This window comes from Solwaraspora sp. WMMD791 (assembly GCF_029581195.1).
Lineage (GTDB): Bacteria > Actinomycetota > Actinomycetes > Mycobacteriales > Micromonosporaceae > Micromonospora_E.
In genome coordinates this window covers 649626-675461 of sequence record NZ_CP120737.1, presented here as the reverse complement: position 1 = coordinate 675461, position 25836 = coordinate 649626, and the positions used below count along the sequence as shown (strand labels likewise).

At 71.0% G+C, this 25836-nt stretch carries 23 protein-coding genes and 1 pseudogene; 12 read left to right on the top strand and 12 right to left on the bottom strand.

Annotated features, from left to right (window positions below):
- The first annotated feature begins 73 nt into the window (after window positions 1-73).
- From O7623_RS02910 to O7623_RS02895, 4 genes are read left to right on the top strand one after another with little or no spacing between them, the layout of a single operon-like run.
- Complete coding sequence (locus O7623_RS02910) at window positions 74-1114, top strand: aromatic ring-hydroxylating dioxygenase subunit alpha (RefSeq protein ID WP_282227027.1); 1041 nt, start codon at window positions 74-76, stop codon at window positions 1112-1114.
- Entirely contained in the window at window positions 1111-1347 is a 237-nt protein-coding gene (locus tag O7623_RS02905; protein ID WP_282227026.1) for a hypothetical protein, read from the top strand. The genes O7623_RS02910 and O7623_RS02905 overlap by 4 nt, the downstream gene beginning before the upstream one ends.
- Complete coding sequence (locus tag O7623_RS02900) at window positions 1344-2348, top strand: PDR/VanB family oxidoreductase (protein WP_282227025.1); 1005 nt, start codon at window positions 1344-1346, stop codon at window positions 2346-2348. Before O7623_RS02905 ends, O7623_RS02900 begins: the two co-directional genes overlap by 4 nt.
- 44 nt (window positions 2349-2392) lie before the next feature.
- Window positions 2393-3145: an IclR family transcriptional regulator gene (locus tag O7623_RS02895; protein ID WP_282227024.1), complete on the top strand. Its 753-nt coding sequence runs from the start codon at window positions 2393-2395 to the stop codon at window positions 3143-3145.
- 54 nt (window positions 3146-3199) lie between these two features.
- On the opposite strand, the gene O7623_RS02890 is transcribed toward O7623_RS02895, so the two are convergent.
- Complete coding sequence (locus tag O7623_RS02890; protein WP_282227023.1) at window positions 3200-3667, bottom strand: MarR family winged helix-turn-helix transcriptional regulator; 468 nt, start codon at window positions 3665-3667, stop codon at window positions 3200-3202.
- A gap of 84 nt (window positions 3668-3751) precedes the next feature.
- Between O7623_RS02890 and O7623_RS02885 the strand changes: the two genes are divergently transcribed.
- Genes O7623_RS02885 through O7623_RS02870 form a run of 4 tightly spaced genes read left to right on the top strand, consistent with a single transcriptional unit; the run spans window position 3752 to window position 7656 of the window.
- Window positions 3752-4678 carry an SDR family NAD(P)-dependent oxidoreductase gene (locus O7623_RS02885; RefSeq protein ID WP_282227022.1) on the top strand — a complete coding sequence of 309 codons (927 nt, stop codon included), beginning with the start codon at window positions 3752-3754 and terminating at the stop codon, window positions 4676-4678.
- Window positions 4679-4717: 39 nt separating this feature from the next.
- Window positions 4718-5599: an amidohydrolase family protein gene (locus O7623_RS02880; RefSeq protein ID WP_282227021.1), complete on the top strand. Its 882-nt coding sequence runs from the start codon at window positions 4718-4720 to the stop codon at window positions 5597-5599.
- Window positions 5600-5630: 31 nt separating this feature from the next.
- Window positions 5631-6083 (top strand): MaoC family dehydratase, encoded by a 453-nt coding sequence (locus O7623_RS02875; protein WP_282227020.1) that lies wholly within the window; start codon window positions 5631-5633, stop codon window positions 6081-6083.
- Window positions 6084-6120: 37 nt separating this feature from the next.
- A complete protein-coding gene (locus O7623_RS02870; RefSeq protein WP_282227019.1) occupies window positions 6121-7656 on the top strand; it encodes a long-chain fatty acid--CoA ligase in 1536 nt (511 codons plus the stop codon).
- Here the strand turns inward: O7623_RS02870 and O7623_RS02865 are convergent.
- The 6 genes from O7623_RS02865 to O7623_RS02840 form a co-directional block, all read right to left on the bottom strand.
- Window positions 7580-8467: a PaaX family transcriptional regulator C-terminal domain-containing protein gene (locus tag O7623_RS02865; protein WP_282227018.1), complete on the bottom strand. Its 888-nt coding sequence runs from the start codon at window positions 8465-8467 to the stop codon at window positions 7580-7582. The two genes, O7623_RS02870 and O7623_RS02865, sit on opposite strands and share 77 nt — an antisense overlap.
- Before the next feature lie 36 nt (window positions 8468-8503).
- Complete coding sequence (locus O7623_RS02860; RefSeq protein WP_282227017.1) at window positions 8504-9304, bottom strand: ABC transporter ATP-binding protein; 801 nt, start codon at window positions 9302-9304, stop codon at window positions 8504-8506.
- Window positions 9297-10130, bottom strand: a complete 834-nt coding sequence (locus O7623_RS02855) for an ABC transporter permease (protein WP_282227016.1) — start codon at window positions 10128-10130, stop codon at window positions 9297-9299. The genes O7623_RS02860 and O7623_RS02855 overlap by 8 nt, the downstream gene beginning before the upstream one ends.
- A complete protein-coding gene (locus O7623_RS02850) occupies window positions 10127-10927 on the bottom strand; it encodes an ABC transporter permease (RefSeq protein ID WP_282227015.1) in 801 nt (266 codons plus the stop codon). The genes O7623_RS02855 and O7623_RS02850 overlap by 4 nt, the downstream gene beginning before the upstream one ends.
- A 67-nt stretch (window positions 10928-10994) precedes the next feature.
- The gene (locus O7623_RS02845) at window positions 10995-11966 is read right to left on the bottom strand and encodes an ABC transporter substrate-binding protein (RefSeq protein WP_282227014.1); all 972 of its coding nucleotides are present in this window, start codon (window positions 11964-11966) and stop codon (window positions 10995-10997) included.
- A gap of 260 nt (window positions 11967-12226) precedes the next feature.
- Complete coding sequence (locus tag O7623_RS02840; protein WP_282227013.1) at window positions 12227-15220, bottom strand: family 16 glycoside hydrolase; 2994 nt, start codon at window positions 15218-15220, stop codon at window positions 12227-12229.
- Between the two features lie 585 nt (window positions 15221-15805).
- Between O7623_RS02840 and O7623_RS02835 the strand changes: the two genes are divergently transcribed.
- Complete coding sequence (locus O7623_RS02835; protein ID WP_282227012.1) at window positions 15806-17020, top strand: globin domain-containing protein; 1215 nt, start codon at window positions 15806-15808, stop codon at window positions 17018-17020.
- A gap of 152 nt (window positions 17021-17172) precedes the next feature.
- On the opposite strand, the gene O7623_RS02830 is transcribed toward O7623_RS02835, so the two are convergent.
- The 4 genes and pseudogenes from O7623_RS02830 to O7623_RS02815 all read right to left on the bottom strand — a co-directional run bounded on the left by O7623_RS02830 (window position 17173) and on the right by O7623_RS02815 (window position 20635).
- On the bottom strand, window positions 17173-17934 hold the full coding sequence (locus O7623_RS02830; RefSeq protein WP_282227011.1) for a YwiC-like family protein: 762 nt from the start codon (window positions 17932-17934) through the stop codon (window positions 17173-17175).
- Window positions 17935-18035: 101 nt separating this feature from the next.
- A pseudogene (locus O7623_RS02825) lies at window positions 18036-18713 on the bottom strand (MarR family transcriptional regulator); the annotation flags it as partial.
- Between the two features lie 109 nt (window positions 18714-18822).
- Window positions 18823-19407: a sugar O-acetyltransferase gene (locus O7623_RS02820; protein WP_282227010.1), complete on the bottom strand. Its 585-nt coding sequence runs from the start codon at window positions 19405-19407 to the stop codon at window positions 18823-18825.
- Window positions 19382-20635 carry a glycosyltransferase family 4 protein gene (locus O7623_RS02815; protein ID WP_282227009.1) on the bottom strand — a complete coding sequence of 418 codons (1254 nt, stop codon included), beginning with the start codon at window positions 20633-20635 and terminating at the stop codon, window positions 19382-19384. The genes O7623_RS02820 and O7623_RS02815 overlap by 26 nt, the downstream gene beginning before the upstream one ends.
- A gap of 272 nt (window positions 20636-20907) precedes the next feature.
- Here O7623_RS02815 and O7623_RS02810 point away from each other — a divergent pair, with 272 nt between their 5' ends.
- From O7623_RS02810 to O7623_RS02800, 3 genes are read left to right on the top strand one after another with little or no spacing between them, the layout of a single operon-like run.
- Window positions 20908-21951 carry a polysaccharide biosynthesis protein gene (locus O7623_RS02810; RefSeq protein WP_282227008.1) on the top strand — a complete coding sequence of 348 codons (1044 nt, stop codon included), beginning with the start codon at window positions 20908-20910 and terminating at the stop codon, window positions 21949-21951.
- Complete coding sequence (locus tag O7623_RS02805; protein WP_282227007.1) at window positions 21948-22940, top strand: SDR family oxidoreductase; 993 nt, start codon at window positions 21948-21950, stop codon at window positions 22938-22940. The genes O7623_RS02810 and O7623_RS02805 overlap by 4 nt, the downstream gene beginning before the upstream one ends.
- 58 nt (window positions 22941-22998) lie before the next feature.
- The gene (locus O7623_RS02800) at window positions 22999-24495 is read left to right on the top strand and encodes an O-antigen ligase family protein (protein WP_282227006.1); all 1497 of its coding nucleotides are present in this window, start codon (window positions 22999-23001) and stop codon (window positions 24493-24495) included.
- A gap of 62 nt (window positions 24496-24557) precedes the next feature.
- Here the strand turns inward: O7623_RS02800 and O7623_RS02795 are convergent, their stop codons facing one another.
- The gene (locus tag O7623_RS02795; RefSeq protein WP_282227005.1) at window positions 24558-25832 is read right to left on the bottom strand and encodes a glycosyltransferase; all 1275 of its coding nucleotides are present in this window, start codon (window positions 25830-25832) and stop codon (window positions 24558-24560) included.
- Between the last annotated feature and the right edge of the window lie 4 nt (window positions 25833-25836).

The window sequence follows — 25836 nt, the reverse complement described above, 5'->3', positions numbered from 1 at the left end:
GGGTCCCGGGCGGGTGGGCCGCACGGGACCATACGACCACCCCACCACCATCGCCGCCAGGGAGGTCCGTCACATGCCGTTCGCGCGCAACCAGTGGTACGTGGCCGCGTACAGCAACGAGGTCGGCCGGGAACTGCTCGCCCGTACCGTGCTGGGTGAGCCGCTCGTGCTGTACCGCACCGAGGCCGGGACCGCGGTGGCCCTGGCCGACCGGTGCGTGCACCGACGGTTCCCACTGTCGCAGAGCCGGCTCGACGGCGACACGATCGTCTGCGGCTACCACGGCTTCACCTACGACCCCGCCGGCAGCTGTGTGTTCGTCCCGGGTCAGCAGCGCATCCCGCGCACCGCGCGGGTCGCCGCGTACCCGGTGGTGGAGCAGGACACCCTGGTCTGGGTCTGGATCGGCGACGACGACCCCGACCCGGCCACGATTCCCCGCGCGCCGTGGCTGGCCGACCCCGGCTACACGGTGGTCCGTGGCATGGCACCGCTGAACGCGCGCTACAGCCTGCTGGTCGACAACCTGATGGACCTGTCCCACGAGACGTATCTGCACGGTGGCTACATCGGCACCCCCGAAGTGGCGAACACCCCCATCACCACCACCGTCGACGACGACAAGGGCATCGTCTACGTCAGCCGGCACATGGACGACGCCGAATGCCCGCCGTTCTATGCCCGATCCACCGGCATCCAGGGCCGGATCACCCGGTGGCAGGACATCGAGTACCACCCACCGTGCCTGTACCTGCTGCACAGCCGCATCGCCCCGCAAGGGGTCTACCCGCCGGCGGAGGGTCCGGACAGTGCGGCCTTCCACGCCGAGATCGTCTACGCCATCACGCCGTCGACCGAGCACACCACGTACGACTTCTGGGCGGTGGCGCGCGACTTCGCCCTCGACGACGAATCGGTCAGCGAGTACCTCTACCAGAGCAACCACACGGTGGTCATGCAGGACGTCACCGCGCTGAACACCCTGGAGCAGGTGATCGCCGCCGAACCGGAGCGGTACCAGGAGCTGAGCATCAACATCGACACCGGCGGGCTCGCCGCCCGACGCCTGATCGCACGGATGATCGCGTCGGGGTCGGTGGGAGCGACGCGGTGACCCTCCCCGACGGGTTGCCCCGCGGCGACCGGCTCTACCGGATCCACTGGCTGCCGGGCACCGACACCCTGCGGGGCACCTGTCACTGCGGCGCCGAGCGGGTCGGCGACGATCCGGTCGAGCTGTGGCAGTGGCTGCTCGACCATCCGCGTGGCCACTGGCCGGCCCGGTCGGTGCCGACGGTGCACCGGCAACCGGCCGGTGCCGCCGACCGGGGCCTGGTGGTCGGATGACCGCCGTCGGACCGCACGGTGGGCGGACGACCACGGCCGACCTGCCCACGATGGAGCTGGTGGTCGCCCGCCGGGAGCAGGTGGCGACGGGGGTGGTGGTGCTGACCCTGTGCCGGCCCGACGGTGGTGAGGTGCCCGGCTGGTCGGCCGGCGCGCACGTCGACCTGATGCTGGGTCCGGGTCTGGTCCGCCCGTACTCGCTCTGCGGCGACCCGGCCGACCGGCGCGGTCTGCAGATCGCGGTACAGCTCGAACCCGCCGGCCGGGGCGGCTCCCGACAGGTCCACGACCGGCTCGTCGACGGCGCGCGGATCACGGTGCGTGGGCCCAGGAACAACTTTCCGCTGGTCGCGGCACGCCGGTACCTGTTCATCGCCGGGGGCATCGGCATCACCCCGATCCGTCCGATGATCGCCGCCGTCGACGCCGCCGGAGCCGACTGGCGGCTGGTGTACGGCGGCCGCAGCCGGGCCACGATGGCGTTCTCCGGGCAACTGCGGCAGCGGTACGGTGACCGGGTGCTGCTGCGGCCGCAGGACGAGGTGGGCCTGCTCGACCTGGCCGAACTGCTGGACCGGCCGAGTGGTGCCGTCGTCTACTGCTGCGGACCGGAGTCGCTGGTCGGGGCGGTGCAGCAGCGCTGCCGGACGTGGCCGACGGGTGACCTGCACGTCGAACGCTTCACGCCGCGAGACGACGACAGCGGTGACGGCGACCGCGGCGGCGCCGGCGCGACCACCGTCGAGGTCGAGCTGGCACTGACCGGCCGTACGGTGACCGTGCCGCCCGGCACGTCGATCCTGGAAGCGGTGGAGCAGGCCGGTGTCGCAGTGCTCTCCTCGTGCCGTGAAGGCACCTGCGGCACCTGTGAGACGACGGTCCGCGCTGGCGTTCCCGACCACCGCGACAGCCTGCTCACCGAGGAGGAACGGGCCGCCGGTGACACGATGATGATCTGTGTCTCCCGATCCCGCACCCCCCGACTCGTACTGGAGCTGTGAGCGTCGGGTCGTGCCGGATACCGTCGGGCGGCGATGATGGCGGGATGGGTACGCCACCGGGCCGGTCGGTCACCAGCAAGGTGCTGGCGCTGCTCGACGCGTTCAGCCCGGCCGAGCCGGCGTTGACCCTCAGTGAGCTGGCCCGGCGCGCCGGCCTGCCGTTGCCCACCGCGCACCGGCGGGTGGCGGAGCTGGTCGCCTGGGGGGCGCTGGAGCGCGGCGCGGACGGGCGTTTCCGCATCGGCCTGCGGCTGTGGGAGCTGGGTTCGCTCGCGCCGCGTGGGCTGGGGCTGCGCGAGCTGGCGCTGCCGGTGCTGGAGGACCTGTACGAGGTGACGCACGAGAACGTACAGCTCGCGGTGCGCCAGGACCTGGAACTCGTCTTCATCGAACGGATCGCCGGACGGCACGCGGTGCCGGTGCTGACCCGCGTCGGCGGCCGGTTCGCGCTGCACGCCACCGGGGTGGGTCTGGTGCTGCTGGCCCATGCGCCGGACGAGGTCCGGGAACGGGTGCTGGCCGCGCCACTGGAGCGCTACACCCGGCTGACCATCACCGATCCGGCGCGGCTGCGCCGGCATCTCGCCGAGGCGCGGCGCGTCGGGTACGCGGTGAGCGACCGCCAGGTGACGATGGACGCGCTCTCGGTCGCCGCGCCGATCTGGGGTCCGACCGGTGTGACGGCGGCGGTCTCATTGGTGGTCGCGTACGACCGGGCCGATCCGCTGGCTCTCGCACCGCTGGTGCAGGCGGCCGGCCGGGCGATCTCCCGGGCGCTGACCGGACCCCGACAGTAGGGCGTCCGGCGGTGCGGACGGTAGGGCATCCAGCGGTGCGGACCGGGGCGCTGCTCAGCTCGGGAAGGCCAGCAGCCGCAGGAACTCGGCCAGCCGTTGGTGCTCCTGAGGGGTCACGGCGGCCAGCAGGCCGTGTTCCACGGCGCGGGCCGACTCCCGGGCGCGGGCGAACAGGTCGCGACCGGCGTCGGTGGCGACCAGTACGTTGGCGCGCCGGTCGGCGGGGTCGGTGTGGCGGGCCACCAGGTGACGGCGTTCCAGGTCGTCGATCACGGCTACCACCTGGCTGGGATCCAGTCGGAGAAACTCGGCCAGCTCCCGTTGGGTGGGGCGGGCGTCGTCGGCGGCCAACGCGAGCACCGAGTAGGACCGTGGCTTGAGCCCGTGCTCGGCGAGCGCCGCGTTCGCCGCCGCGAGCGTGATCGCGTTGGCGCGGGCGAGAAGAAACACCAGGTCAGCGCCGAGCACGCTGCCCCGCAGGCCGTCGGCGCCGGCGTGCCGGGGCTTCCCGCTCGCAGGCATGGCGACGATGGTAGCAAGCAACGCCAATAATTGACATTCTCAACGGTTCATGGTCCGATCGGCTTCGACGCGAAGGAGTTCCCGATGTCTCTGGACGGCAAAGTCGCCATCGTCACCGGCTCCGGGCGGGGTCTCGGCCTGGCCTACGCCCGGCAGTTGGCCCGTCAGGGCGCCAGCGTCGTGGTCAACGACGTCGACGCCGGGGCCGCCGACGAGGCGGTCGCGGCGATCCGATCGGCCGGCGGACGCGCCGTCGCGCTGGTCGCACCGGTCGGTCCCACCGAGACCGCGCAGGCCCTCGTCGCCAGCGCACTCGACAGCTTCGGCCGGCTCGACATCGTGGTGACCAACGCCGGCGTGCTCCGGGACACGGTGCTCTGGAAGATGAGCGACGAGGATTTCGACACCGTCGTCAACGTTCACCTGCGCGGCACCTTCACCACGGTGCGCGAGGCGGTACGGCACATGCGGCAGGCTGGCGAGGGTGGCCGGATCATCTGCGTCGGCTCGCCCACCGGGCAGCGGGGCAACTTCGGGCAGACCAACTACGCCGCCGCCAAGGCGGGCATCGTCGGCATGGTACGGACCTGGGCGCTGGAGTTGAAGCGGGCCGGGATCACCGCCAACACCGTGGTGCCGGTCGCGGCGACCGCGATGACGGCGACCGTGCCCTACTTCGCCGCGGCGGTCCAGGCCGAGGCGAAGGGTGAGCCGGTGCCGGCGTTCTTCCGGCACGATCTCGGCTTCGGCACCGCCGACGACGTCGCCGGTCTCGTGGCCTTCCTCGGCTCCGACGCCGCCGCCGGGGTGACCGGTCAGGTGATCGGTGTGGGCGGCGACCGGATTCAGATCTGGACCCACCCGGAGGCCGTGGCGACCGCGTACCGCGAGGGCGGCTGGACCTACGAGGCGCTGCTCGCCGACTGGTCGACCGAGTTCGCCGGCGCGCTGCAGAGTGTCGGTGAGCGGTTCCCGGAGCTGCCCGAGGAGTTCCGCCCCGCCGGTTCCTGAGCCCGCCGCGTCCTGAACCATCGGCCGGAGGTCAGCGCCATGTACCAGCCAGCGATCGACATCGACACGATCACCGCCATCGACGTCCACGTGCACATCGAGGTCGACGGCCACGGCCATTCGTCGTTGCCGGCTCCACTCGAGGCCGCCGCGTCGAAGTACTTCCGCACCGACGGTCCCCGGCCGGCGATCGAGGCCGTGGCGCGGTACTACCGCGAACGTCGGATGGCGGCCGTCGTGTTCACCGTGGACGCGCGTACCCAGCTGCGGCATCCTCCGTTGTCCAGCACCGAGATCGCCCGGGCCGCCGCCGACCACGCCGACGTGCTCGTCCCGTTCGGCTCGGTCGATCCACGCACCGGCGAGGCGGCCCTGGAGGCCGCCGCCCGTCTCGTCGAGGACGAGGGGGTACGCGGATTCAAGTTCCATCCGACGGTGCAGGGCTTCGACCCCAGCGACGAGCAGTACGCGCCGCTGTGGGCCCTGATCGCCAAGGCCGGTGTGCCGGCCCTGTTCCACACCGGGCAGACCGGCATCGGGGCCGGACTGCCCGGCGGTTACGGACTGCGGCTCGGGTTGTCCAATCCGATGCGACTCGATCCGATCGCCGCCGACTTCCCGGATCTGCAGATCATCATGGCCCACCCGTCGGTGCCCTGGCAGGACGAGGCGCTGTCGGTGGCGACGCACAAGCCCAACACCTGGATCGACCTGTCCGGCTGGAGCCCGAAGTACTTCCCCGCCGAGCTGGTGCGTTACGCCAACTCGATCCTCAAACACCGGGTGCTGTTCGGCACCGACTACCCGTTGCTCACCCCGGACCGCTGGCTGCGGGACGTCGAGACCACCGACCTCAAACCCGACGTGCTCCCCGGCATCGTCAAGCACAACGCCGCCCGCCTCCTGCGCCTGGCCGGATGAGGACAGGACCGGGTGGGGAAGGAAGGACGCCATGACAACGACCATCACCTACGACCAGCTGCCCGGGCTGGCCGGCACCGACCTGGGGTACACCGAGTACCGGACGGTCACCCAGGAACAGATCAACCTGTTCGCCGACGCCACCGACGACCACCAGTGGATCCACGTCGACCCGCAGCGGGCCAAGGACGGGCCGTTCGGTACGCCGATCGCGCACGGATTCCTCAGCCTGTCGCTGACCGTGCCGTTCTGGACGGAGCTGCTCGACGTCCAGGGGGTGTCGACGAAGGTCAACTACGGCCTCGACAAGGTGCGTTTCCCCGCCCCGGTCGCCGTCGGCTCCCGGATCCGCATGCGCGCCGTGGTCGTCGAGGTCACCGAGGTCCGGGGCGGCTACCAACTGGTCGTCGACCAGACCATCGAGATCGACGGCGGCACCAAGCCGGCGGTCGCGGCGCGGGGACTGTACCGCTTCCACGCGTGACCAGGAGATCGGGTTCCTGCACGACCGGGAGGATCTGATGCACCAGCACGGGATCGGCGCCTGGTTGGCCAAGCGCCGCCGCGTCTCACCCGACCGGACCGCCCTCGTCCACGGCGAGGGGTCGGCGATGACGTACCGGCAGTTCGCCGACGGCGCGGACCGGGTCGCGGCGGCGCTGCGCCGCCTCGGCGTCGGCACCGGCGACACCGTCGCCTACCTCGGAGAGAACAGCCCGGACTTCCTCCAGGTCATGTTCGGTACGGCACGGCTGGGCGCGGCCTTCGTCCCGGTCAACACCCGGCTCGCGCCGCCGGAGATCACACACGTGCTCACCGACAGCGGCGCCCGGGTGCTGATCCACGATCCCGACTTCGCGTCCCGGGTCGCTGCCGCCACCGGTGGCTCGGCGGCGTCACGGATCGTCGTCACCGGTCTCGGCAGCACACAGGGGCCCGGGCTGGCCCGGCTGATGGAGGACGTCGATGCCGACGAGGCGGGCGGGGCCGCGGCGAGTCAGGTGAGCGTGGACGACCCGGCCGCGATCATCTACACCTCGGGTACGACCGGTCGGGCCAAGGGCGCGGTGCTGACCCACGGCAACCTGACCTGGGTCGCGCTCAACTGCATCGTCGACTACGACGTGGTCTCCGCTGACGTCGCGCTGATGATCTCGCCGCTGTTCCACGTCGCTTCCCTGGGCATGGGGGCGTTACCGGTGATCCTCAAGGGCGGGACCCTCGTGCTGGAGAAGGGCTTCGAACCGGGCCGGGCGCTCGCCCAGATCGAGCGCTACGGCGTGACGATGCTCAGCGGGGTGCCGACCACGTACCAGATGATGGCCGAGCATCCGAACTGGTCGTCGACCGACCTGTCGTCGTTGACGAAGCTCACCTGCGGTGGATCGGCGGTGCCGGTGCGGATCCTCGACGCGTACGAGCAGCGGGGGTTGTCGTTCTCGCAGGGCTACGGCATGACCGAGGCCTCACCGGGGGCCACGGCGCTGCCTCCGGCGATGACCCGTGCGAAGCAGGGCAGCGTCGGCCTGCCGCACTTCTTCACCGACGTGCGGATCGCCGGCGGCGACGGTACGCCGGTGCCGGCCGGCACCATTGGCGAGATCGAGATCGCCGGGCCGAACGTGTTCCCCGGCTACCATCGGTTGCCCGAGGCGACGGCGGCGGCGTTCACCCCGGACGGTTGGTTGCGCTCCGGGGACCTCGGCTATCTGGACGACGACGGCTACCTGTACATCGCGGGCCGGCTCAAGGACATGATCATCTCAGGCGGCGAGAACATCTACCCGCCGGAGCTCGAACTGCTGCTCAGCGAGATCGACGGCGTGACCGGGGCCGCGGTGATCGGCGTACCCGACCCCCGGTGGGGCGAGGTGCCCTGGGCGATCGTGACGGTCCGCGAAGGTGCCCGCGTCGACCTCGACCTGGTTCGCGGCTTCCTCGACGGCCGGATCGCCCGCTACAAGATGCCGAAGAACCTGGTCATCGTGGACGAACTGCCGAGGACCGCCTCGGGGAAGGTGCGGAAGGCCGAACTGCGGGCCCGGTTCGCCGGCTGACTCCGTCGGCCGCGCCGACGAGCGCGGCGAACTCCGCGGCCGACGGAGCGGCCAACTGTCCGTGCATCCGACGGTAGACCTGTGTCGACCGTGCGGCGGGCCACTGCGCGTCCATGAACTGCCGGGGCAGCCGTGGGTCGGCCCGCAGCAACGCGAGCCAGTCCGCCACGAGCATCGTCCGTACGGACAACGCACTGGCCGCCTGCGTCGCCGCCGCCGGGTCGTCCCAGACGTCGATGAACGCGAGGTGCTCCCGGCGGATCGATTCGATGTCCCAGGCGGCCCGGACGCTTTCTGCGATCGGAAACTCGCCGAGTTCCCGGGCGTGGAAGGCGACGACGGTGCCGGCCGGCAGATCCCGCCGCAGCGGCTCCAGCGAACCGGCCAGGTCGACCTCGCCGGGTGCCAGCCACAGCCCGTCGCGCAGCGGCGCGAAGCCTTCCCAGGTCAACGTCGACCGTAGTCGATGACGCAGGGTCCGCTGCCCCTCCGGGATGGAGAAGGTGACCAGCGTCCATCCAGGGCCCTGCGGATCGAACGGCCGGGGGCCACGGACCCGGTCGGTCGCCTCGCGCAGCACCGCCGCCCCGTGCCCGGTGAGCGAGAAGCGGATCTCCCTGCCCTGCCGGCTGCGAGCGAGGACGCCGGTCTGCACGAGCCGGTCGAGGGTGGCCCGGGTCGCCGGGGCGGCGACGCCGGCACCTTCGAGGACGCCGATCAGGACACTGGCACGGATCGGACCCGGGTCGTCGTCGACGACGTGCTCACCGAAGAAGGCGAGCAGCAGCTGCTTGGGTTGTCGACTACGCACGGCTCCCCCTCGGGCGGAACTGGTCCGACGGCACGGTCAGGCGGTCGCCGTCTCCCCCCGCTTGGCCCGCTGGATCTGCCCGTAGATCTGCGTCCGTAGTTGGGTGAAACGCGGTAGCGCCCGGGTGGTGATCTGATCGCGCTCGACCGGAAGGTCGATCGCGAGGTCCTCCTGCACCCAGGTCGGCGACTTGGACAACACGAGCACCCGCTCGCCCAGATAGACCGACTCGTCGATGTCGTGGGTGACGAAGACGATCGAGATCTTGCGGTCGGTGTGCAACTGCCGTACCAGATCCTCCAGGTCCGCGCGGGTCTGGGCGTCGACCGCGGCGAACGGCTCGTCCATGATCAGCACTTCCGGGTGGTACGCGACGGCCCGGGCGATCGCCACCCGCTGCTGCATGCCGCCGGACAGTTGCCAGGGGTGGCTGCGGGCCGCGTGGCCCAGACCCACCGCCTCGAGGGCGTCGGTGACGAGCTTGCCCCGTTGGCTGCGGGAGAGCCGCTTGTGCCGCAGCGGCAGCTCGACGTTGCCCCGGACCGTCAGCCACGGGTAGAGGCTGCGACCGTACTCCTGGAAGACGACGGCCATCGCGGGGCTCGGGCCGGTGACCGGAGCCCCGTCCATCTCGATGCGCCCGCTGGTGGGACGCAGCAGACCGGCCAGGCACTTCAGCAGGGTCGTCTTGCCGCAGCCCGACGGCCCCACGATGCAGACGAGTTCGCCGGCGTGCATCGTGAAGCTGATGTCGCCGATCGCCTCGACGTCGCCGTTCGCCGACTCGTAGACCTTGCGCAGGTGCTCCACCCGCAGCAAAACGCTCCGCTCAGGCACGATTGATCTCCCTTGCTCCGTGGTACCAGCGCAGCACGCGCCGCTCGACGACACCGAAGGTCACCGCGAGCAGGACACCGACGAGACCGAGCAGCAGGATGCCGCTCCACATCTCGGCGATGAGGTAGTTGCGTTGGAAGTAGGCGATCCGGTATCCGAGTCCGGCGGAGGACGCGAACATCTCCGAGATCACCATCAGGATGAGCGCGACCGACAGCCCTTGGCGGACGCCGGCCATGATGCGCGGGCTGGCCGCCGGCAGCACCAGGAACCACAGCCGCTCCCACCAGGTGATCTGGAACGAGTCCGCGGTCTCGGACATGACCGAGTCGGTCGCGCGGACGCCGTCGATCGTGTTGAGCAGGATCGGCCAGAGCGCCCCGGAGACGATCACCACCACCCGCATCGTGTCGGTGATGCCCAGCAGCAGCATCACGACCGGGATCAGCACCGGCGGCGGAATCGCCCGGAAGAACTCCAGCAGTGGTTCGAGCAGCTCGCGTAGCCACCGGAACAGGCCGATGAGCGTGCCGGCGGCGATGCCGAGCACGATCGAGGCGACGATTCCCAGGGCCAGCCGGTACAGGCTCGGCAGCACGTCGGAGACGAACGCGGGACCGACCCAGGTGGCGACGAACGCGTCGAGGATCGGCACCGGCCCGGGGAAGAACCGGTTCGACGACGACGTCGACGCCGCTGCCCAGACGACCAGCAGCAGGAAGGGCAGGCCGAAGGAGTAGAGCAGATTCTCGACGATCCGTCGGCCGGCGGAGTGCCGACGCGGTCGGCGGGCGGGCCCGTCGGCGGGTACGGCTGACGCGGTCACTGGACCTCCTCTCCGCGTACCGACTGGTGCCAGGAGAGCGAGCGCCGCTCGATGAACCGGAAGACCAGGTTGACGCCGAGCCCGAGCAGCCCGGTCACCACGACGAAGGCGTAGAGCCCGACGGCGTCGCCGGCGGAGCGGGACAACTCGATCATGCGGCCGAGGCCGGGGTTGCCGATCACCATCTCGGCAGTGATGGCCAGGATGAGCGCGACCGCGGCGGCCAGCCGGACACCGGTCATCAGATACGGCAGGGCGGTCGGCAGCACCAGGTAGAACAGCCGCTCGCGGTGGGTCAGGTCGAAGCTGCGCGCGGTGTCGCGAGCGACCGTGTCGACGTCGGCGACGCCGTAGATCACCTGCACGAACACCTGCCAGAACGACGCGTAGATGATGATCACGAGGGCCGCCTGCAACTGGATGCCGAACAGCAGCACGGCCAGCGGGATGAGCGCGACCGACGGGATCGGGCGCAGGAACTCGACCATCGTGTGGGTGGCCCGGCGCAGGACCGGCACCAGACCGACGAGCGTGCCCAGGGCGATGGCGGCCGCGGTCGCCACCCCCAGCCCGATCGCCCAGGCGGTCATCGTGGACCCGAGCCGACGCCAGAAGGCGAGGTCACGAAACTCGTCGGCGAGTCGTGCGAGTACGTCCGTGACGTACGGCAGGTACTGCGAATTCACCAGGCCGAGCGTCGGGATCAGCTGCCAGACGACGAGGAACCCGGTCAGTCCGACGGCACCCAGCACCGCCTTGCGCAGCGAACGGGGACGTCGGATGGGCAGAACGTGCATGTCGCTCCCGGGGTCGGGGGTCCCGCCCGCGGCGTGCCGGTGGCCGCGGGCGGGCGGGACCGCACCGCTACTGCTGCTGGATGAGGCGGTCGAAGTCCGGCTGCTGCTCCAGGACGCCGTACTCGCCGGCGAGCGTCGCGAGCGACTCCAGGCTCGCCCGGTCGAGCTCCCAACCGAACTCCGGCAGCCGCACCGAGTCGGCGACCGCCTCGGGCAGCTCCAGGTTGTCCTTGATCGCCTGGCGCACGGCCGCCTCGTTGGCGGAGTCCTGCGCCCATTGCAGCGTCTGCTCCATCGCGGCGGAGAAGTCGGCGATGAGGTCGGCGTCGGACTCGAGGCGCTCGGCGGTGGTGATCGTCGTCAGGGTCGCGAGTCCGGGAATGACCGCCTGGTAGGGCTCCACGACCAGGACGTCGCCCCGGCTGCGCAGCTGGGTGACGAACGGCTCCGGCACCCAGGCGGCGTCGATGTTGTCCGCCTCCAACTGGGCGGGGACGTCAGGGAAGGCGACCTCGACGAACTGGATCGTGCTCGGGTCACCACCGTCCTGCTCCACCGCTGCCATGATCGTCACATCGCCGGCGGCGCCGAGGCTGTTGACCGCCACCCGGCGGCCAGCGAGTTCGGCGGGCCGGGTGATGCCGGACTTTGCCGACGCCACGACCGCGTTGATGTCGTCGCCGTCGGCGTAGGAGGAGGCGTAGTTGCCGATCATCACGACACCGAGATCCTGCAGGTCGGCGCGGAACGGGCCGAACGGCTGGCCGATGGCGAAGTCGATGTCCCCGTTGATCAGGGCCGGAATCGCCTGTGCGCCGCCCTGCGCGGGCAGCACCTCGACCGCGAGCCCGTGCTCGGCGAAGATGCCGGCCTCGATACCGCCCCACAGTGCGGCGGTCTCCGTGATCGGTAGCGCCGCGACGCGGACCTGACGCAGGTCGTCGTCGGCCTGGTCGGTCGGGGTCGCGTCAGAATCGGTGCAGGCGGTAAGGGCGAACGCGACGGTGGCGATCAACCCGAGGGTGAGGGTCTTCTTCATTGACGAGGCCCTTCCGGGACGAAGGTCGTGGGGTGCGTCAATCCTGGCGGGTGCACCCGGGGCGCAGGTGCGGCTCGGTGTGAGCGTGGTCACCCCGCCGTCCGGCCATGGTCAACCACCGGCGCACCCAATGTCAACAATTTCTCGTCGCCCGTCACGAAACGATTGAATATCGCTGCGGTGCGAGCGACGGCGACGGGGGCGGCGACAGCCGGCGGCGCCGGACCGGGTCACCGGTCCGGCGCCGCCGGGTAGCCGGATCAGCTCAACGGCTCGATCCAGATGTTGCGGTACTGGACGGCGTTCTGGTGGTCCTGCAGCCGGATCGATCCGGTGGCCGGACCCTCGGGGATGTTGCCGCCGGTCGGACCGGTGATGGCGACGTCGTCGTGGACGGTCACACCGTTCCAGACCAGCGTCACCCGGGCGTCCTCGGTCTTGGTGCCCGAGCTGTCGTAGCGGGCCGCCCGGTAGGTGATGTCGTACGTCTGCCAGGTGTCCGCCGGTCGCGCGGCGTTGACGTCCGGCGCCTTCTGCAGGTAGATCGCGCCGGCCTCGTTGGTGTCCAGGGTCGGGTCACCGTACGAGTCGAGGATCTGGATCTCGTAGCGTTCCTGCAGGTAGACGCCGCTGTTGCCGCGGTTCTGCCCGGTCACGTCCGCCGGCAACTGCGGCACCTTGAACTCGACGTGCAACCGGAAGTCACCGAACGCCTGCCGGGTACGCAGATCGCCGCAGCAGACCTCCATCACCCCGTCGGCCAGTCGCGGCCAGCTCGCCGAACGCCCGTCGGTGTGCTGCCACTCCGCCAGGTCGCCACCGTCGAACAGCACGATCCGTTCGCCGGGCTGACGCACGGTCACAAGGTCCAGGTTGACGTGTCCGGTGTCGCCGGTCTCCACCCGGTACTGGATGGCGTTGACACCCTTACGCAACGTCAGCAACTCGGTCTTGGTGGCCCACTCCTTCCAGGTGACGGTGGACGGCAGGACCGTCTGGCGTACCTTCTCGCCGTTGACGTAGATGCTGACGGTCTTGTCGCCGGAGAACGGGTTGGGACCGTTGCTGTAGCGCAGCCCCACCTCGTACTCGCCGTTGCGCTTCACGTCGACGTGCACGGTCGTCGCGGCGTTGAGGTCCCCGAACCCGGCGACGAAGCCGACCCCGGAGAAGCCGGCGTGCTCGGTGTCGACCCGGGCGCTGCCCTGGCGGTGGCCCTCCTCGGCCTCGTAGAAGACCCGGTCGGGCTGGACGCCGGGAATGGCGTTGAGGGTGTACCAGGCCTCGGTGCTCCACAGCTGCTCGCCGTTGGACGCTGTGAACGACCGGGGCGAGCGCAGGTGCACCACGCGACCCTGCTGAAGGCCGTCGATGGTCAGCCAGACCGTCCGACGGTCGTTGGAGACCTTGACCTCGCTGACCCGCAGCGTCTCCTCGTCGACCTTCGGGCCGCCGTAGGTCGGGGTCGGCGCGTAGCGCCACTGCTCGACCTGGTAGCGCCCGGCGATGTCCTGGATCGTCGCCGTGGACAGCGGCCGGGTGTACTCGATCTTGAAGCCGTTCGGCGTGGCGCTCATCGACTTCATGTCGAACGTACGGTTGTCGTTCGGGGTGAGCTTCTGCAGGCCGTACCGCAGCTTGCCGGGCTGACCCCAGTTGCCGTCGGCGCCGAGCCCACCCACGTAGATGGCGCCGTCCGGGCCGAGGGTGACCCGGTTGACGCCGGCCTCCAGGCCCTGGGTGTGCCGGAACACCGCCCCCTGGTACTGGTCCTTCACCTTCTCCAGGTACGCCCGCTGCAGCCCGCCGTAGGTGACGTCGCCGATCAGGAACTGCCCCCGGTACGGGCCCTTCTTGAGCAGCACCGGAGTGCTGGGCGAGTTGGCGATCTCGTTCTGCGGCAGCCAGAGCGCGGGCTGGGTCACCGGGTTGGCGTCGTACGGCCCGGCCGGGTTGGTGTAGTGGTTGAAGAACTGGTCGGGCTGGATGTGCACCAGCTTGCTGGCCGGCAGGTAGCCGCCCTGGTTGTCGGTGACGAACAGCTCGTTGTCCGGCCCCCAGGCGATGCCGTTGGGGGTACGCAACCCACCGGCGACGTAGCTGACCTCGCCGGTACGTCGGTTCACCACGACGCTGGTCCCCCGGTTGCCCACCGGCTGCGGGTCGGTGGTCGCGCCGCCGTAGTCGATCGCCACCGACAGGTTCAGGTAGAAGTTGCCGCCCTTGTAGAGCAGCCCGAAGGCGAACTCGTGGAAGTTGCCGCCGTACGGCCAGCTGGCGACCGTCCGCAGCTCGTCGGCGACCTCGTCACCATTGGTGTCGCGCAGCTCGGTGAGCTCGTGTTTCTGCGAGACGTAGACGATGTCGTCGACCACCGCCACGCCCATCGGCTCGTTGAGGCCGCTGGCGATCCGCTTGTAGGTCACCTCGTCGGGACCGCTCGCGGCGGCCACGTTCTCGACGATGTAGACCTCGCCGCTGAACTGCTCGCTGCCGCCCCAGGTGGCGATGACCAGCCGACCGTCGGCGGTCCAGTCCATCCCGGAGACCTGCGGTTGGAAGCCGTCCGGACGCAGGTCGGTCAGCGTGTAGTCGGGGTGCACCCCGTCCAGTGGAAGTCCGTCGCCGGGGGTGTCGGTGACCCCCTGGCACTCCTTACGACCGGGCGCGGTCACCCGGACCACGCCAGCGTCGGTGCTCAGCACCGAGTTGGGCACGACGACGAAGTCCGCCGCGCCCGGCGGCTGCCACGCCAGGGTGAGCTGCTGACCGCCGCCGGCCTCGAAGTACTCGACCCGCAGCGCGTGGTGTCCCTCGGTCAGGGTGACGGCACCGTCCATGGAGGTGGCACCGTGCAGCCCGTCGTGGTCGACCACGACCGCGTCGTCGATGTAGAGCCGGGAGCCGTCGTCGCTGGTCAGCCGGAAGGTGTAGGTCCCGGCGGTGGCGATGTGCAGGTTGGCGAGCGCGTGGGTGACGAAGTTGTCCTCGAAGCCGAAGTCGGCGGCGGTGGACCAGTCGACGACCGGCATCAGTTTGTCGACGTTGGGGGTCTGGCCGGGCTTGAGGGTGCAGATCTCCGACAGCGGTACCCGCACGTCATAGGTACGCAACGTCACGCCTGGTTCCTGCGGTGGCAGGTCGGCGTTCTGGGCGGCGGCCGGCGACGCGCCGACGGCGGCCAGCGAGCCGAGCATGACCGCGGCGGCGGCGAACGTGACTGGTCGACGGAATCGTGGTGGGTGTGGAGACATTCCTCCCCCTTCGGCGGTGCGGGTGGGTGCCGGTCGGAACCATCACCGAGGGGTGCTGCTCGGCGGACGCGATGATCTCGATCACGACTGCGGCACATCATGAGCTACATTCGCTCGGGTAGCAAGATCTTCCGATCGAAATACTCGAACTTTTGACCGCCAGGCCAAAAAGATCCGCCAGTTGCGACTGAAGGCCGGGTCAGGGCCCTGTTCGCTGATGCACGGTCCTGGACGATCGTGTTCGAGTGGTGGCGCGCCCCACCATGAACGGCGCCAGCGGCCACCCGGCGACCCGCGCCGATGCCCGCCTGGTGAACATGTCGAGTCCCCCCGGACCCGCCGACGCGCGGCACCGCCACGAGTACGCCGACCACGCTCCACCCGGTCGCCGGCCATCTCCAACGACCGCTTTCGCCCGGTGCACCGTCTCCCGTCTCGTCGCCCGCGTGGCGTTCACCCGTCACGCCCGCCGCGATGTCACCCTGACCGCATCACCGTCGACGTGGGACCTTCGGCCCTGACGTGCGACGTTGCGCGTCTGTTGCGTGGTGAGCAGTCCCGTCGACGTAGCGACAAGGAGCAGGTGTGCTGTCGGAGTCCTCAGCGGCGGTGGTCGCCGCGACGCTGCCCGCCGTCCAGACCAACGGTACGGCCATCACCACCCGGTTCTACCAGCGGATGTTCGGTGCCCACCCGGAACTGTTGCAGCTGTTCAACCGGGGCAACCAGGCGACCGGCGCGCAGCAGGCCGCGCTCGCCGCCGCGGTGGCCGCCTATGCCGGGCACCTCACCGGCGACGGCGCCGTACCCTGGGGGCCGGTGCTGGACCGGATCGCCCACAAGCACGCCTCACTGGGCATCACCGCCACCCAGTACACGATCGTCGGGCGGCATCTGCTCGCGGCGGTCGGCGAGGTCCTCGGCGACGCCGTCACGCCCGAGGTCGCCACCGCCTGGAACGAGGTGTACTGGCTGCTGGCCTGCGAACTGATCGCCCGCGAAGCCCGGCTGTACACGGTGGCGGGCATCGCCGAGGACAGCCCGGTGTGGCGCGACTGGCGGGTCGCGCAGGTGGTGCCCGAGACCGCCGACGTGGTGTCGTTGCGGCTCGTGCCGGCCGACGACGGCCCGGTGCCCGCCTTCGTTCCCGGACAGTACGTGTCGGTCGCCGTCGACCTCGACGGCGACCGGGGGCAGCAGATCCGCCAGTACAGCCTCTCCGGCCGCCCCGGCGCCGCCGACTGGCGGATCACCGTGAAACGGATCCGGGCGACCGGTGACGCACCCGGCGGGATGGTCTCGACGTACCTGCACGACCGGGTGCACGTCGGCGACACGCTGCGGTTGAGTCCGCCGTTCGGCGAGGTCAGCGCGGTCGGTGCCGACGGGGATCCGCTGCTGCTGGTCAGCGCCGGCATCGGGGTCACCCCGGCGATGTCGGCGCTGGAGCACCTGGCGGTGGCCGACCCCAAGCGGGAGGTGGTGCTGGTGCACGCCGACCGGCGGGCCGCCGCCCATGCCCGGCGTGGCGAGCTTGCCCGTCTGCGGCAGCAGTTGCCGAACCTGTCGGTGCGTCTGTGGTACGAGGATCCGGCCGGCGGCGCGGCGGCCGGGCTTGCCGCCGAGGTCGCCGCCGGCCGGGTGGACCCGGCCCGGATTCCGCTACCCGCCGGGGCGTACGTGCACCTGTGCGGACCGCTGCCCTTCATGAACCAGGTTCGCAGCGGCCTGCTGCGTCGGGGCGTGTCCAGCGACCGGATCGCCTACGAGGTGTTCGGCCCGGGGATGCTGCGCGGCTGACGCGGTCCGCGGTACGGGGCTGACGGTCGTCGCCGTCGCCCTGGCTACCGCTGGTCGGCTCGTCGCCGACGGTCAGCCGAACCTGGCCCGCAGGACCTGCAGCGTCGCGTCGCCCGGGCTGTCCTGTTCAGCGAGGAACTGCCCCGGTCCGGTCACGACACGACCGGTACGACGACGAGAATCAGCACCGAGCAGACGATCTCGACGACGCCGACCTGCGGAGGCCGCAGCCGCCGGTACGGCAGCAGCCAGGCGCGGATCAGCAGGACCAGGAACACCGGGACGAGCAGCACGGCGATCCACCCGGCCACGACGAGCGCGGCCAGGTGGTAGCCGACAGACAGTCGTCGGTACCGGGCGTCGTCCCGGTTGCGGATCATCGTCTTGACGAACAGGACCGTCCCGGTCAGGTACAACAGCAGGACCACGAAGGCGGGCAGGACCTGGACCGGTGGTACGGCGGCGACGGTGGCCACCACGAAGACCAGCAGGCAGCTCTGCAGCACCGAGGCGAGATCGTTGGCCAGAGCGCGTTCGTCGCGACGGCCGGCGTAGGCACCGTTGACCAGCAGCAGGGCGGCGAAGACCGGGGCGTACCAGAGCACCGCTGGCCGGACGACCAGCACCGTCGCCGCCAGTGGCACGGTGATCAGGGCGTACAGCCGGATCTGGGCGGCGAACCGACGTGGCCGGCGGCTCTTGACGGCCTGCAGGACGTAGTAGGAGGTCAGGTAGCCGGCCAGCCAGGCACCGAGCAGCGGAAGGTGCGGCCAGCGCGGTCCGACCAGGGCGACCCCGGCGAGGTACGGCAGGAGCAGCATCGCCCAGGCACCGTGCTGCGGCGGCACGTACTGCCGCAGCACCCGGCGGTATGCGGGAGCCGGACCGCTGTGGGCGGCGACGGCGGCGGTCATGGTTGTCTCCCCCGGGCCGCCGTGCCCGTGTCGGCCATAGCGGACGCGGGCGGCCCGGTCGCCGTGACGGTCGGTTCGACGGTGGCAGGCGGTGCCGGACGGAGCCGGACCACGCAGGCGGTGGGCGCGCCGAACGGTTCCAGCACCGCGTCGCCAGGTGCCACGCCGGCCTGCTCCAGGGCACCGCGTACGACACCGAGGTGCAGCCCGCAGATCGCGTCGGGGTTGCGGTGGACAAGTTCGAGGAACGGGCAGACCGTCAAGTGGATCTCGGTGTGGTCGGCGCCGGTGGGGCGTGCGACAGGGGCGAAACCCAGCCGGTGCAGGACCGCGAGCAGCGTGTCGAGCGGACCGGTCCCCGGCGGTGCCGCCGCGGCGAGCCGGCGTCCCCAGTCCTGGCCGACGCGGCCGGCCTCGGTGCGGGTGTCCGCGCGGCGGCGTCGGCCCAGCTGATCCAGCAGCGCGGCGGCAAGCTCCCGGTACGGCGCCGGCGCCGGTGCCGGCGCCGCCGCTGTCCGGTACCGCCAGGCGGGCCGACCGGGCTGACCGCCCGTGGCCCGCGCCTTGACCAGCAGGCCGGCGGCGACGAGTCGGTCGAGATGGCCGCGCACGGTGGAGGGGTGCAGGCCGGTACGGGCGCCGACCTCGGCGATGGTGACACCACCGCCCGCGGCCCGGACCAGCTCCAGCATCGACACCCGGCTCGCGGTGCCCAACGCCCGGTGCCGGGTGGTGTCGACGATCTCGCCGGCCGGACCGGGCCCGTGGTGGTCTCTCACACTGACCGACGTTACAACGCCGATCGCCGTGAAAACCGGGGCGTCCCGGACCCGGTACGCGGGACTTTCGCCCCCGGTCACGGTCCGTTTCGCGTAGCAGAATGTCGCCTCAGATCTGCCGCAGCACCCGGGCGGGGTTGCCGACGGCCAGGACGTCCGGCGGGATGTCGCGGGTGACGACCGCACCGGCGCCGACGACGCTGTTCTCGCCGATGGTCACCCCCGGGCAGACGATCACGCCCCCGGCGAGCCAGACGTTGTCGGCGATGGTGATGGGCCGGGCCGATTCCAGCTTGTCGCGCCGCTGCTGCGGCTCGATCGGGTGTGTCGCGGTGAGTAGTTGCACGTTCGGCCCGAGTTGACAGTCGGCACCGATGTGGATCGGTGCCACGTCCAGTGCCGTCAGGTGGTAGTTGACGAAGGTACGGGCACCGATGTGCAGGTGTTCACCGTAGTCGACGTACAGTGGCGGCCGTACGACCGCGTCCTCGCCGAGGCTGCCGAGCAACCGGGCCAGGATGGCCCGGGCCGCCGCCGGCGGACCGTCGACGCTCGCCCGATGGTAGGCGTGCGTCAGCGCGACGGCACGGGCCGCGATCCGGGCGCTCTGCGGATCGTCGGCGACGTACAGGTCGCCGGCGAGCATCCGCTCCCGGCTGGTCCGCGGGTCACCGGCGAAGTACCCGGCCGCCATGGGCCGCCACCGCCTCACCGAGTGCCCGTTCGATCCGCTCGGCCCCGGCGACCAGCGAGAAGACCCGGTCGTAGTAGCCGCGGGCCGCCTGGCCGAGCAGATCGAGCTTGTCCCGGCCGAGTTCGCAGGCCTCGTGCAGGGCGGCGGCGATCGACTCCGGATCACCGGGCCGCGCGGTGATCCCCGCGCCGCTGTCGTGGGCCACCCGCGCGGCGTCACCATCGACCGCGACCAGCATCGCCCGCCCGGCGGCGAGGATGGCCGGCACCTTGCTCGGCATGGTGTACGCCGACATGCCGCCCGGCCGCAGGCTGACGTAGTGCACGTCCCCGGTCGCCATGAGCGCGGGCATCCGGTGCCGGGGCAGCTGGCCGAGGAAGCGGACGTTGCGGGCGCCGGTGGTGACGGCGAGTTCGCGCAGCCGACGCTCGGTGGTGCCGGAGCCGGCGATCAGGCAGACGAAGCGGGGATCGTCGACCCGGGCGCAGGCCTCGATCAGCGAGTCGAGGCCCTGCGCCTCGCCGAGTGCTCCCGCGTACACGCAGACCACCTGGTCGGTGCGGAGCCCGAGCTCGGCGCGCAGGTCCGCGGGGCGGGCCCGGGCGGTCTCGTCCGCCCACATCGGCAGGTGCACGAGTTTGTCCCTCGGGACTCCCCTGCGGGCAAGCAGTTCGCCGGCGCTGGGTGAGACGTACCCGATTCGGGCGGCGCTGCGGTACATCGCGGCGCACCAGCGGGCCATGCCCCGCTCGACCAGCCGCGAGCCCGGATCGGTGCCGACGAAGCCGCTGGCCACAGCGCTGTCCGGCCACATGTCCAGGACGTGGAGCAGGACCGGCACCCGGTGAACGTACCGGGTGAACCACATCGGCAGCGCGACGGTGATCGGCGAGTTGCCGACCCAGAGGACGTCGAGGCCGCGCAGCGCGTCGGTGCCGGACAGCAGCGCGGAGGCGGCGAACGATCCGTAGTTCGCGAGCCGACGTACCGCACGGTGGTCGTGGCTGGGGTAGAGCGCGACCCGGCGGACGTGGACCTCGCCGTCGTGCTCGTCGTGCCGGCGGCTCATCCGGAAGCCAGGTGCCAGCTGGCCGGTCGGATAGTTGGGGAATCCGGTGAGCACCCGGACCTCGTGGCCGCGACGGGCCAGGGCGCGGGCGAGCATGCCGGGTAGGGCGGCCGGGCCCGGTTCGGGGTCGAACCACTGGGTGAGCAGGCCGATGCGCATCCGGGCGGACCCGGCGGCCGGCTCGCTCGGCCGAAGGCCCGTCCGGACCCCCACAGTTTTTTGCATGTAGTACGCATATCACTGCTAGTACCAATAGATGTGTCATATGGGTTGAAGTGGACAAAAGCTGCTCTAACGACCGCAGGACATGACTCGGATTCGCTTTGGCGAAAAACCCGCTACGCCACCTTTCAGGCGATATGGTCGCGTTCGACGTGATCCCAGGTTCCCTGCGGCTGGTCCGACGGGAGTGACAGGACTAAGGGGCAGTGGTGCTTCCCTCACTATCGGACAGACGCTTCCTGATCACTGGAGGTACCGGATCGTTCGGGCAGACGATGGTCTCCCGGCTGCTCGACGCGGGCGCCGCCGAGATCCGGGTGCTCAGCCGGGACGAGTCCAAGCAGGACGCCATGCGTCACCGGCTCGGCGACGAACGGATCCGTTACTACGTCGGTGACGTCCGGGACTACGACAGCGTGCTCAAGGCGGCCCGGGGCACCGAGTTCGTCTTCCACGCCGCCGCGCTCAAACAGGTGCCGTCCTGCGAGTTCTTTCCCCTCGAGGCGGTACGGACCAACATCCTGGGCAGCGCCCACGTCGTCGACGCCTGCGAGCGGGTCGGTGTCGAGGCGTTGGTGCTGCTGAGCACGGACAAGGCGGTCTACCCGGTCAACGCGATGGGCATGACCAAAGCGATCATGGAAAAGGTCGCCCAGGCACACAGCCGCAACAACCCGGCCGCTCGGACCCGGGTCTGCTGCGTGCGCTACGGCAACGTCATGTACTCCCGCGGGTCCGTCATCCCACTGTTCATCGACCAGATCCGCCGGGGCGGGCTACCGACGGTGACCGAGCCGACAATGACCCGGTTCCTGATGTCCCTGCCGCAGTCGGTGGAGCTGGTCGAACACGCGTTCCGGTACGGCCAGTCAGGCGACGTCTTCATCCGCAAGGCGGACGCCTGCACGATCGGCGACCTGGCCGAGGCGGTCTGCAACCTGTTCGGCGTTCCGGCGAAGTTCCACGTTCTCGGGATCCGGCACGGCGAGAAGCTCTACGAGACGCTCGCCAGTCGCGAGGAGCTGTCCCACGCCGAGGACCTGGGCGATTTCCTGCGGGTACCGGTCGACAGCCGCGACCTCAACTACGCCCTGTACGTCGACGAGGGCGACCTCGACAGCGGCGGCCTGGCCGACTACAACTCACACAACGCCCGGCGGTTGACCGTACCGGAGATCGAGGCGCTGCTGCTGACCCTGCCGGAGGTCCGGGCGCAGGTCGACGCCCTCGCTCTGACAGCGGTGCCCGCATGAGCGCGGCGGCCGGCGACCGGCCCCGGCCCGACATGGTCCCCCGGCGACGCACCGTGGCGACCGCCACCGCACCGGCCGTACGTCGGGTGCTGATCGTCGGCGCCACCGGGATGCTCGGCCACGCGCTGCTGCGTGAACTCGCCGACGCACCCGAACTGGAGGTGCACGGGGTCGCCAGGAGCCTCGACGGCCGGGAGCGTCACTATCCCGCCGGGCTGCTGCGCCGGATCACCAGCGGCGTCGACGCCACCCGGTTCGACCAGGTCCGCACCGTCATCGACGGGCTCCGACCCGACGTCGTGGTCAACTGCGTCGGCGTGATCAAACAACGGCCGGACGTGCAGGACGCCGTCCCCACCGTGACCCTCAACGCGCTACTGCCGCACCTGCTCGCCGACGCCACTGCCCGACACGGCGGCCGGCTGATCCACGTCAGCACCGACTGCGTCTTCTCCGGCAGCCGGGGCGGCTACGTCGAGCACGACCTGCCGGACCCGCCGGACCTGTACGGCCGGTCGAAGCTGCTCGGCGAGGTGACCACCGGCAGTGCGCTCACGCTGCGTACCTCGATCGTCGGTCATGAACTGACCACCCGGCGGTCGCTGGTGGACTGGTTCCTCGGCCAGTCCGGTCAGGTGCGCGGCTACACCCGGGCGGTCTACAGCGGTGTGACGACCGTCGAGTTCGCCCGGCTGCTGCGTACCGTCGTGCTGCCCCGCCCTGACCTGACCGGGCTCTACCACGTGGCCGCCACGCCGATCACCAAGTACGACCTGTTGCGACTGGTCGCCGAAGTCTACGGATGGCAGGGCGACCTGGTGGCGGAGAACGAGTTCGTCTGCGACCGGTCGATGCGGGCCGACGCGCTGGCCGAGGCGACCGGGTACCGCCCGCCGGACTGGCCGGACATGATCCGGACGCTGTACGCCGCCCGCGCCCGCTGGTCCGGTGAACCGCTGCCGACGCGCCGGCAGCAGATCCCGGCCTGACCACGCACCGACAGACCGCTGGCAGTGAGCCGGCCGGCCGCAAGCCGAAGGACGACAAGTGGTAGACCGTGTGAGCCAACTGGCGAGTCTCGTCGGCGCGGCGTGCCTCGTGGTGGTCACGATCATTCTCGCCATGCACGACCTGTTGATCGCGTGCGCCGTGGCGGCACTGCTGCTGCTGGTCGGCTGTGCCTGCCGGATGGACGGCTGGCGGGCGATGCTGGCCCTGACGATGGGCCTGTTGGTCGCCGCCTCCTCGGACGTGCAGGCACTCGTCGACGCCAGCTTCTACCCCCGGTACGCCGCGGTCGGCATGCTGGTCGTGTGGCTGCTGTGTGTGCGGCGCCCGCCGTCGTCCCGGTTCACCCCGTGGACCGGGACGTTCGTCGGTGCCCTGTGGCTGGTCGCCGGGCTCGCCACGGTGAGCGCGACCTGGTCGATCGTCGCGCTGGAAACCTTCCAGCGCGGCGTCGCGCTACTGCTGCTGGCCGCGCTCGTGCACCTGCTGATCCGTCGCCGCTGGCCCGACCGCACGGTCATGCTGGCCGACCTGCGCGTCATCTACCTGGTGCTGAGCCTGTCCGCCGTGGTCAGTCTGGGCTACGGGCTCACCGACGCCACGCTGGCGGCCGCGCTGTCCGGCAGCCAACGGTTCCAGGGGCTGTACAACAACCCCAACATGCTCGGCATGGTCTGCGCGTTGACGATCCCCCTCGGCTGGGCGGTCTACCGGCAGACCCGCCGCCCAATCGAGATGCTCGGCATGGTGCCGGCCGCAGGCGCGCTCGTGCTGTCCCAGTCCCGCACCGCGCTGGTCGCCGTCGCCGTCGGGGCCCTCTGGGTGGTGCTGCGCCACGGTATCGGCCCGGTGGCGCGACTGGTCACCGCCGCAGCCGCCGGGCTGCTCACCGCCTACCTGTTCAACCTGCTGCCCGCCGTGGCCGCCGCGCCGTGGATGCAGCAGATCGTCGCGCGGTTCACCGCCCAGGAGGACCTGTCCAACGGCCGGGTCGCCATGTGGCAGGCGACCGTCGACCTGTGGTGGCAGAACCGGCCGGCGCTGGGGTTCGGGTACGCCTCCCGCGACCACCTGACCCAGCTGACCAGCTACGAGAGGTTCCTCGGACTGGACATCGGCGTCGTGCACAACAGTTACCTGCAGCTGCTGTTGGAGCTGGGTCTGGTCGCGGTCGTACCGCTGCTGATGCTGCTGCTGGCCGTGTTCCGCGCCGCCGTACGGGCCCCGGTCACCCGGATCAACTCGGGCCTGATCTGGCTCATCGTCACCGGACTGCTGATCCAGATCACCGAATCGGCCATGTTCGGCACCGGGCAGACCTATCCGTACGTGTTCTGGCTCGCCGTCGCGGCGGTGCTGCTGCACCTGCCGACCGACCGGCGGACCGGCGACGCCACCGGGCAGCCGACACCGCGACGGCGGCCGGCGGACGTCCGGGTCGGCGCCGGGCCGGTCGGTCACCGGCCGCGCCCGGCCCGCAGTGGCGGGGACGCTCCCGACGGACCATCCCGACGCCGCCTGCCCGCCCTGCGCTGACCGCCGGCCCGGCGGGCGACGCGCCCCGGTGACCGCACCGACGTGGCCGCCGGGTCAGTGCCTCAGTGCCGCGCGTCGCCGCCGGCCACGAACGTCGAGACCCGGTCCCGCCAGGCACGGTGGTCGAAGGAGCGACGGGCCCTGGACCGGGCGGCCCGGCTCATCGTCGCCCAGTCGGCGTCGTCCAGTCCCAGGGCCCGCTCGACCGCCCGGCGTACGTCGTCCGGGCCGTTGCCTGCCAGCACCAGCCCTTCGACCCCGTCCTGGATGTAGTCGGCCAGGTCGCTGGTGTGGTTGAGCAGCACCGGACAACCGGCGGCGAGGCTCTCCGGCACCTTCGACGGAAACCCGTTGGCCGCGTAGCCGCCGGTCGGGCGGACGAGCATCGAGAAGTGCGACCCGGCCAGCAGGTCCAGCACCGACTGCCGGGGTACCCGGCCGAGGAAGGTCACCTCGGCGGAGAGTCCGTCCAGCACCGCCGGATTCAGGTCGGACAATCGGGCGGCGTCGGAGCGGGTGATCCCGGCGATGGTCAGGTGCACCCGACGCTGCTGCTCCGGTGTGAGCCGACTGATCCCACAGAGGATGACGTGAAGCATGTCCTTGCGGCCCGGTGTGCCGGCGTACAGTAGGCGGAGCCCGGCGGCCAGCGACGGCGGCCGTGGTGGCGCGAACTCCGCGCAGTCGACCTGCGGCGGCACCACCAGCACCTGCAGGCCGTGCCGCCGAAGGTAGCCGCCGAGGGTGGTGGAGACCACGGTGGCCCGGTGGATGAGCCGCGTCGCCAAGAACGTCGACCAGCGGTGGCGGACGAAGTACGGGTCCCGCCAGCCACGCTGGAACTGACGGCGGTCGTGGCGTTCGCTGGCGTCGACCACCACCGGGGCGCCCAACGCCAGCCGCAGCACGGCCCAGTTGCCCAGGGTCAGCATCGCCATCGGCAGCAGCACCACCGAGACGTCGCCGCGCCGCACCTGGCGGGCCCGCAGGACCCGCAGCACCCGCACCGGGCGGGCCAGTCGGGCCGACATCCGGCTGAGATGGTTCCTCCCCCGCACCCGCAGGGTGATCAGCTCGATGCCGGCCACCTCACCGGACGCGGCAGGGAAGGGCAGCTCACAGGGCCAGTCGTTGACGACCAGGGTGCGCGCCCCGGCCGGGGCCGCGCAGCGGGCCAACTGCAACAGGCGGTTCGAGGTGGCGTCGCCGTGCGGGAAGGCGTACGCACCGATCAGCAGCGGACGCGGCCGGCCCGCACCGGCGGTCCCGGCGCCGGTGTCGGCCTCGGGTGCCGACACCGGCACCGGTCGGCCGGGCGCGATGGTCTGGTCGTGCATCTGT